Source organism: Endozoicomonas sp. (genome assembly GCF_051008435.1).
Taxonomy (GTDB): Bacteria; Pseudomonadota; Gammaproteobacteria; order Pseudomonadales; family Endozoicomonadaceae; genus Endozoicomonas_A.
In genome coordinates this window covers 1-7,540 of record NZ_JBPCXO010000498.1, presented here as the reverse complement: position 1 = coordinate 7,540, position 7,540 = coordinate 1, and the positions used below count along the sequence as shown (strand labels likewise).

10 protein-coding genes are annotated in these 7,540 nt (G+C 46.4%); 6 read left to right on the top strand and 4 right to left on the bottom strand.

The features are described from left to right. The first annotated feature begins 133 nt into the window (after positions 1-133). Together ACR2PX_RS24835 and ACR2PX_RS24830 are read left to right on the top strand one after the other, a co-directional pair. Positions 134-532, top strand: a complete 399-nt coding sequence (locus ACR2PX_RS24835; RefSeq protein WP_434002040.1) for a PDDEXK nuclease domain-containing protein — start codon at positions 134-136, stop codon at positions 530-532. A gap of 130 nt (positions 533-662) precedes the next feature. Further along, complete coding sequence (locus ACR2PX_RS24830; RefSeq protein WP_434002039.1) at positions 663-959, top strand: HigA family addiction module antitoxin; 297 nt, start codon at positions 663-665, stop codon at positions 957-959. A 109-nt stretch (positions 960-1,068) separates the two neighbouring features. On the opposite strand, the gene ACR2PX_RS24825 is transcribed toward ACR2PX_RS24830, so the two are convergent. After that, complete coding sequence (locus ACR2PX_RS24825; protein ID WP_434002038.1) at positions 1,069-1,335, bottom strand: hypothetical protein; 267 nt, start codon at positions 1,333-1,335, stop codon at positions 1,069-1,071. A 253-nt stretch (positions 1,336-1,588) separates the two neighbouring features. Here ACR2PX_RS24825 and ACR2PX_RS24820 point away from each other — a divergent pair, with 253 nt between their 5' ends. The 4 genes from ACR2PX_RS24820 (at position 1,589) to ACR2PX_RS24805 (ending at position 5,477) form a co-directional block, all read left to right on the top strand. Next, positions 1,589-3,130 carry a type I restriction endonuclease subunit R gene (locus ACR2PX_RS24820; protein ID WP_434002037.1) on the top strand — a complete coding sequence of 514 codons (1,542 nt, stop codon included), beginning with the start codon at positions 1,589-1,591 and terminating at the stop codon, positions 3,128-3,130. Between the two features lie 223 nt (positions 3,131-3,353). After that, positions 3,354-4,076 (top strand): hypothetical protein, encoded by a 723-nt coding sequence (locus ACR2PX_RS24815; protein WP_434002036.1) that lies wholly within the window; start codon positions 3,354-3,356, stop codon positions 4,074-4,076. Positions 4,077-4,110: 34 nt separating this feature from the next. After that, the gene (locus ACR2PX_RS24810) at positions 4,111-4,839 is read left to right on the top strand and encodes a M48 family metallopeptidase (RefSeq protein WP_434002035.1); all 729 of its coding nucleotides are present in this window, start codon (positions 4,111-4,113) and stop codon (positions 4,837-4,839) included. A 212-nt stretch (positions 4,840-5,051) separates the two neighbouring features. Continuing rightward, positions 5,052-5,477: a hypothetical protein gene (locus ACR2PX_RS24805; protein WP_434002034.1), complete on the top strand. Its 426-nt coding sequence runs from the start codon at positions 5,052-5,054 to the stop codon at positions 5,475-5,477. Between the two features lie 181 nt (positions 5,478-5,658). On the opposite strand, the gene ACR2PX_RS24800 is transcribed toward ACR2PX_RS24805, so the two are convergent. The 3 genes from ACR2PX_RS24800 to ACR2PX_RS24790 form a co-directional block, all read right to left on the bottom strand. Beyond that, positions 5,659-6,057, bottom strand: a complete 399-nt coding sequence (locus ACR2PX_RS24800) for a type II toxin-antitoxin system VapC family toxin (protein ID WP_434002033.1) — start codon at positions 6,055-6,057, stop codon at positions 5,659-5,661. After that, complete coding sequence (locus ACR2PX_RS24795) at positions 6,054-6,287, bottom strand: type II toxin-antitoxin system Phd/YefM family antitoxin (RefSeq protein WP_434002032.1); 234 nt, start codon at positions 6,285-6,287, stop codon at positions 6,054-6,056. The genes ACR2PX_RS24800 and ACR2PX_RS24795 overlap by 4 nt, the downstream gene beginning before the upstream one ends. A gap of 100 nt (positions 6,288-6,387) precedes the next feature. Beyond that, the gene (locus tag ACR2PX_RS24790) at positions 6,388-7,266 is read right to left on the bottom strand and encodes a helix-turn-helix transcriptional regulator (protein ID WP_434002031.1); all 879 of its coding nucleotides are present in this window, start codon (positions 7,264-7,266) and stop codon (positions 6,388-6,390) included. Positions 7,267-7,540 lie beyond the last annotated feature (274 nt).

The following is a 7,540-nucleotide window of genomic DNA, read 5'->3' as shown; positions in this document are numbered from 1 at the left end:
TGGCTCTATCCTTTGCTGTTCTCGGGATCAAAGTCAGTAAGGATAGACAAAAGAAAATGACGGGTATTTCCCATAGGTTGGAGGGCTGCACTGGGCAAAAAGTCGCCGCGAAGCGGCCTACCTTGTTACCGAGTTGGGAACCGACTTTGCTTTTCTGGCACGGCAAAAACGCATCACGCTGGATATGCGGGATTATTATATCGACCTGCTGTTTTACCATCGCCGCCTGAAACGGCTGGTGGCCATTGACCTGAAACTGGGTGAATTCGAAGCATCCTACAAGGGGCAGATGGAGCTGTACCTGCGCTGGCTAAAGAAATATGAAAAGGTGGAGGGCGAGAATGACCCTATCGGGTTGATTCTCTGTACAGGCAAGAACCAGCAGCATATCGAATTACTGGAACTGGATAAAAGTAATATAAGAGTGGCGGATTATCTGACCAGCCTGCCGCCTAAAGAGTTACTGGAAGCCAAGTTGAAGCAGTCGATAGAAGCCGTCAGACAGCAGTTAGAATATGGGGAAGAAGATTAGTTAAACAATGGTGGAGTGATCCATAAATCAGATATTGAAGATGATGCATTGGCTGCTTAGTCGTTTGAGGCTCGGTATACGTTTAACAAATGATCAATTCATTCAATTGCAAGCATACGAGGGTTTCAAAATGGCATCGAATCAAATGCGACCCGTTCACCCTGGTGAAGCCCTCAGGGAAGGTTACCTTAAACCTCTGGGTATGAGTGCCAACGCGCTGGCTATAGCCCTGAGAATACCAGCCTCGAGGATTAATGATATTGTTCTGGAAAGACGCTCAATAACACCGGATACCGCGCTAAGACTGGCGAGATACTTTGGTGGGGACGCACAGAGCTGGCTAAACCTGCAAACCGCCTATGACCTGAAAATCACCACAGCTGAGCTAGGCAATAGCCTGGAAGCGATTGAGCCAAGAGTTGCCTGATACACAGGGCATCAGACTGATTTTTTGAGCATAGTAAGAGAGGTTGTCATTAAATTCAGCACACAGTGTGTGTTGAATTGCAGTACATGAGCACGATCAGGCCAGAGCCTCAGTTCTGGCGGATATTCTGCCGTATCAGCAACTCAAGTTGACTGGATTTTTCTTCCTGTTTATCAAAACGCTCCCGTATTTCCTGTTTGAACGCCATATGCTCCTGTCTGAATTCAAAGAGCTCCTTGCGGGTGTCTCTGTGTTCATTGAGAATCAGGGCAACAGTATCCATGACACCTTTCAGTATCCGGTTGTTTTCATGAAAAGCCTGTTCAAGCTCGTCTTGTCGAGATTCCATAACTTCTACTCTGGCTTCAAGCGACATACAACTTCCCCTTTCATGTTTTTTACCGTGAAAAATATTTTGCTTTGCCATTTTTCATATTCGAGGATGGCGCAAAATATTTTTCTTCGCTCATGGCTGTTTATGCTGTTTGGTGAACAAACTAATAACATAGCAGAGCTTTTTGCAGTTTGTAGCTCCAACTTTTGGAGCGGGTCGCCCCGTTGGTTTGCTTATGGCAAGATAGTCGTCAACAGTCTTATGAGTGTTTGAAGGTTCAAAGAGAGGAAGGGTAATGAACAGCGTCGGCCAAAAGGAAAGGGCAACCCAGGATCGAGTTGTCCGCCTGTTTCAGGATCATCTGGATTATGGCTATCTGGGCAACTGGGAGTCGAGACAGAACAATCGCAATATAGAAGAAGGGCTGCTGACGACCTTTCTCTCCCGTCAGGGGTATAACAATGCCCTCATTAATAAAGTCTTGCAGGTATTGAGTAAGGAAGCGGCACTGGGTGGAGGCAAAAACCTTTATGATGCCAATAAAGCCGTTTACCGTCTGCTGCGATACGGCGTAAAAATCAAGGAAGGGGCGGGTGAGCAAAACCAGACTGTCTGGCTGATTGACTGGAAAAATCCGGAGAATAATCACTTTGCCATTGCTGAAGAAGTGGCCATCAAAGGGGGCAATAGCAAGAGACCGGATGTTGTTATTTATGTCAATGGCATCGCCCTGGGTGTGCTGGAGCTGAAACGCTCCAAAGTGGCTGTGGGTAAAGGGATACGTCAGAATCTGGATAATCAGAAAAAAGAATTCATTCCTCATTTCTTTGCGACCCAGCAGCTGGTCATGGCAGGCAACGACACGGAAGGCCTGCGTTATGGCACCATTGAGACCCCTGAAAAGCATTACCTGACCTGGAAGGAACAGAACCCTGCCTGGCAACCTGGCTTGTCTGTGGAGGACAAGTTCCTGCCTGGTGACGGTTGTGACCGTTCTGATAACCCTCTGGATTGTGCGTTGCTAAGGTTTTGTGACAAGGCACGATTCCTGGAATTGATTCATGACTTTATTGTGTTCGATTCAGGCATTAAAAAAACCTGTCGTCAGAACCAGTACTTTGGGGTTAAAGCTGCCCGGAAACGGATAGCTGAGCGTAACGGTGGCATTGTCTGGCACACTCAGGGCTCGGGAAAAAGTCTCACCATGGTCTGGTTGGCCAAGTGGATAAGGGAAAATATTTCTGACGCCAGGGTAGTGATTATTACAGACCGGACTGAACTGGATGAGCAGATCGAAAAAGTCTTTAACGGAGTCGATGAAACTATTTTCAGGGCTTCCAGTGGCGCACAGCTGATCAGCACCTTGAACAGCTCAGAAGAGTGGTTGATTTGCTCTCTGGTGCACAAGTTTAGTCGTCGTTCTGAAAAAGAGGATGATCAGGCAACCGATGACTTTATTGAAGCCATGAAAAAAAGCCTGCCCCATCAATTCAGGGCCAAAGGAGAGCTGTTTGTCTTTGTGGATGAGTGTCACCGCACCCAGTCGGGTAAATTGCACAAGGCCATGAAAGCAATCCTGCCCAGCGCCCTATTTATTGGTTTTACCGGAACCCCTCTGCTTCAGAATGACAAGAAAAAAAGCATTGAAGTGTTTGGTCGTTTTATTCATACCTACAAGCCTGATGAAGCTGTGAATGACAAGGTCGTGCTGGACCTTCGATATGAAGCAAGGGATGTTGGCCAGAATGTGACCGACCAGGCCAGGGTTGATGACTGGTTTGAGGTGAAAACACGTGGCCTTTCCGCTATTGCCAAAAGTCAGTTGAAGCAAAAATGATAGAATTGAAAAAGGGCGTGATCAGCTAGAAGCCGCTCTTGAAAGTGTCAAGGCTCTCTGTGAGCCCGTTCAAGCGCCTAAAAAAACAAGCGACTACCTCCATTACTTCTGCGCTGAAGATACTTGCGATAAAGAGGCGCTTCAGGAAAATGAACCTCGCCGAGTAGCGCTGTATAAGGCTGTATCTGCTTTACTTAGAGCCTATGCCAACCTGGCGAATGATATGCCGGAAGCGGGTTACAGTACTGATCAAATTGTCGCCATCAGGAAGGAAGTGACTTATTTCGATGATGTGTGCAAGGAAGTAAAGCTGGCCAGTGGCGACTATCTGGATATGAAACAGTATGAGCCTGCTATGAGGCATCTGTTTGATAATTATATCCGGGCTGAGCACAGTGAGGTTCTTGCTCACTTTGAGGAGCTGGGGCTGATTGAATTGATTGTAGAAAACGGCTTGGGTGAACTGGACAAATTGCCTGAAAATATTCGCAAAGACAGGGACTCTATGGCAGAGACCATTGAGAATAATATGCGAAAGGTCATTATTGATGAGCAGGCCAATAACCCCAGGTACTATGAGAAAATGTCTGAATTGCTGGATGCCTTGATCCTGCAAAGGAAGCAGGAAGCTCTGGACTATAAAAAGTATCTCAGGAAAGTGAAAGAGCTGGCCGAAAAGGTAGTGAAGCCAGAAGGTACTGGAGCAGGTGGTTATCCCGGCAGTCTTAATAGCTCAGCAAAAAGAACACTTTATGACAATCTGAATCGGGATGAAGCTCTGGCGTTGAGAGTCGATCAGGCGGTTCGAGAGTCTGTGAATGACGACTGGCGGAACCAGCGTTTCAAGTTAAAAAAAGTCCACAGGGCCATAGAAAGTGCTCTGGGTGAACAGGTGAGTCAACTGGATGCTATTGTTGAACTGGTAAAAAGTCAGGATGGTTACTGATGTGGTAATCACTTCTACAGGTGGAGAGCATTGATTGAGCACTGAAGAAGGCATCTATGTTATCCAGGGCATTCCTGTGGAAGTGGTCAGGAAGACAATTAAAAATTTGCATCTGGCAGTCTATCCACCCGATGGCAGAGTGCGTATCGCTGTACCAGAACATGTTACCGAGGATGCTATTCGACTTGCCGTCATTTCAAGATTAACCTGGATCAGAAAACAGCAGGCGGTCTTTACTGCTCAACCCAGACAATCCCCCAGAGAGATGATTTCGGGTGAGAGCCATTACTTTCTGGGCCGTCGGTATCGTCTTGAAGTCATAGTAAAGCAAGGCAAACATTCTCTCAGTCTGAAAAATAACCGCTGGATGCAGTTGTGTGTTTCTCCTGGAACCCGTCTGGAAAATCGTGAGCGAATCATGTCTGAGTGGTATCGGGAACAGCTGAGAAAGAGAATCCCAGGTTTACTTGATAAGTGGCAGCCTATAATCGGGGTTGATGTTGCCAAATGGCATGTCCAGAAAATGAAAACTCATTGGGGGACCTGTAATATCGAGGCTCGACGTATATTGTTGAATCTTGAGCTGGCAAAAAAACCGCTTGAATGCCTGGAATATATTCTGGTGCATGAAATGATTCATCTTCTGGAAAGGCACCATAATGACCGCTTTAAAGCTTATATGGATCGGTTTCTACCCCAGTGGCGGTTGAGTCGGGATCTGCTTAATGGAGAGCCTCTAGGCGGTGCAGGCTGGAAGTATTGAATTAGTCAGCAACAAAGTGTGTCTAATACGATTGTGCAGAATGGTACGAACTTAGGATTTGTCTCGAAATAACTTCCCGATTTACATTCGGATACTGTTCACCCTGAGCTTGTCGAAGGGTAGTGGTATTGGACTTCGACAGGCTCAGCCCAAACGGGTTTTGAGAGGTTGAACTGGGAAATTAATTTCAGACAATTCCTTATGGAAACTCTATGAATAAAGCCCTTATTAAAATCATACTTTTGATTCTGGTTCTGGCCGGAGCGGCTATCCTTTATCTGAAGTTTAAACCCGTAGAGAAACCCGTCAGTCCATTGCCAGAGCTAACTCAGCTGTTGGAGAGAGCTCAGCTTCAGGCTGAAGAGCTGGCTATGCCAAAGGCAGGCCCTATTAATCTGGCTGACTGGCAAGTGCTGATGCAGCAAGTGGCTGACCATAACGGCCTGGAGATTGGCGTCAGAGAGGGTAATGCCCAACAAGCTGAAATCTATATCAAGAAAGGGTCGGTAGAGTCTTTTGTAAACGGATTTGCGGATATGTATGCCAGAGGTCTCAGGGTTCAGAGTATCCGGTTACTGGAAGCCGAGGAGCCAGGGCAGGTTAAAGCTGAAACAGTGAAGTTGCTGGTCAGTCCGTAAGTACCTAACCCATTGCTTACGCATATTTTGGACGGCGGCTTTTCCAGCCTTCTGCGTTCCAACTCTGCTTACGTAGCTTAGGCTACGCGCACGGCGTTGTACCCGAAGGCATAAGCTCCTTGAAGGCTGAAAAAATTCACTCACCCAAATATTGCAAAGCAACTGGCCAGGTACTTAGCTGTCACCAAATAGTTTTCACATGACTGTATTTAAGGATTTTTTCGTCCGCTGTCACTAAGGGAGCCGATAGGGCTCTGGCTTGTGCAGTAATAATTCTGTCTGCGGGGTCTTTGTGGAATTCTCCAGGCAATCTAGTTGATTCCACAGCGACTCTGTTATCAATGGGTAGAAAGGTGACTCTATCTATTTCTCCAACCAGCTTGAGCCATGAGTCGATGTCTATGCTCAGAGTTAAATGCCCTTTGGAAGTTAGCATGGCAATTTCCCATGCGGAGATAGAAGAAACAACAATGTCACCTTTATTTTTCTGTTCTGTATCAATGCATTTTCTGGCTTTCTTGCTTAATGATGGATGATCTGAAACCCACCAGATCAGAGTATGTGTGTCCAATACGATCATTGCAGGACTTCCCAGTCATCCGATACCGGATCCGTTGGGTTTTCAAACGAGATGACGCTATCTTTCAGTAGTTCTTTCGGATCTTTTGCTGCATCTTCCTGATAAGGCTTGATGACCAGAGTTGGCTTCCCGTGAGAAGTGATAATGACCTCATTACCTGATTGCTCAACAGCCCTCATAATTTCGAGAGCCTGTGCTTTGAATACTGATTTGGAAACTTCAGTTTTCATACCTTATGCCTATAGTCATAATCCTATAGGCATATCTTAGTCGATCGATCATAGCCTGCAAGTTATGGTTAGCCAAAATGACCGGATTGAGGGAGAACGATCAAAGTTGTCTTTGCTCTGCTTCAAGCTCTTTCCTGGCATATTTGGCCCGATACTCTCCGGGTGTCAGGCCGGTATGTTTTCTGAATACACGACCAAGGTAGTCGCCGCCCTTAAAGCCTGTTCGGGTGGCGATTTCATCCAAATTCAGTTGATAACGACTCAGTAATAATTTGGCTCTGTCGATGCGCACAAACGTCAGGTAGTCATTGAATCCCATGCGACCTTCCTGGCGAAACAGTCGGGAGAGATGATTGGGAGTAATGGCAAACTCTTCTGCCACTCGGTCCCGGGTAATCTCCTGACCAAAGTTTTTCTGCAGGTACAGGCAAATAGCTTCCCAGCGACACTGGGTCCGATTCACGATACTGCTGGTCTCTTTGGGGATCATGTGTGAAGTGTGTTGGATCAAGGCTTCGGCAAGGTAATTGACTGCAGGGTTGTCATTAGGGCTGGAAGCGATGGCTTCAATGGCTTTCTGGATCAGGATTCCTTCATCGGAGAGCGGTTCTGTTATTGAAGTTCTGGCAAGGGAAGAAATCTGATCGATGGCACTGCACTGGTTCAAACTCAAGCCAATTTGCCGGTGGGCAAACATAAACGTCAGAGTTTGGTTTTGCTGTCGCCAGGTAGGGAGATCCCAGCAGTGGGCAGGAATATAAATAACCTCGCCGGGGCTGGCTTCAACAGAGCGTACTGCGCCATGATCACTGATCTGAACGTCATAAGTACCTGACAATACCAGTGATAGTCTGGGAAAGTTAACCTGGCAGGCATTGATAGGAGGCGCATCGTCATTCGTTGCAAACCAGACACGGGTAATCCTGCGGCTATTCAGAAACGCATTGATCTGTTGCTGGATTTGCAGGGCATCACTCATTAAAGGCTCTCATCGTAAGATGCCGCACAATAATGATAATTTTTGATCAATCAGATTTTGACCGGGGTCAAGTTTTTATCACCTTGATACAAATGTGAGCATAATCATCCAAATATCGGGTACTGCATGTAAAAGCGATTGAATATAGTTCTAGGAGTCTGTCGGACTTAGCCGACCGTAGCGAGAAAAAGTCCGGTTTGAGACAGTTTTTATGATTATTTGAGGCGAATAGCGAGCTATTCAACGAAAAGAATCATAAAAAATGGCCAAATCC

Bases quoted from the DNA above. Each gene is read 5' to 3' on its own strand.
- ACR2PX_RS24790 (WP_434002031.1), bottom strand. From the start codon at position 7,266: ATGAGTGATGCCCTGCAAATCCAGCAACAGATCAATGCGTTTCTGAAT.
- ACR2PX_RS24830 (WP_434002039.1), top strand. From the start codon at position 663: ATGGCATCGAATCAAATGCGACCCGTTCACCCTGGTGAAGCCCTCAGG.
- ACR2PX_RS24805 (WP_434002034.1), top strand. From the start codon at position 5,052: ATGAATAAAGCCCTTATTAAAATCATACTTTTGATTCTGGTTCTGGCC.
- ACR2PX_RS24820 (WP_434002037.1), top strand. From the start codon at position 1,589: ATGAACAGCGTCGGCCAAAAGGAAAGGGCAACCCAGGATCGAGTTGTC.
- ACR2PX_RS24815 (WP_434002036.1), top strand. From the start codon at position 3,354: ATGCCGGAAGCGGGTTACAGTACTGATCAAATTGTCGCCATCAGGAAG.
- ACR2PX_RS24795 (WP_434002032.1), bottom strand. From the start codon at position 6,287: ATGAAAACTGAAGTTTCCAAATCAGTATTCAAAGCACAGGCTCTCGAA.
- ACR2PX_RS24825 (WP_434002038.1), bottom strand. From the start codon at position 1,335: ATGTCGCTTGAAGCCAGAGTAGAAGTTATGGAATCTCGACAAGACGAG.
- ACR2PX_RS24800 (WP_434002033.1), bottom strand. From the start codon at position 6,057: ATGATCGTATTGGACACACATACTCTGATCTGGTGGGTTTCAGATCAT.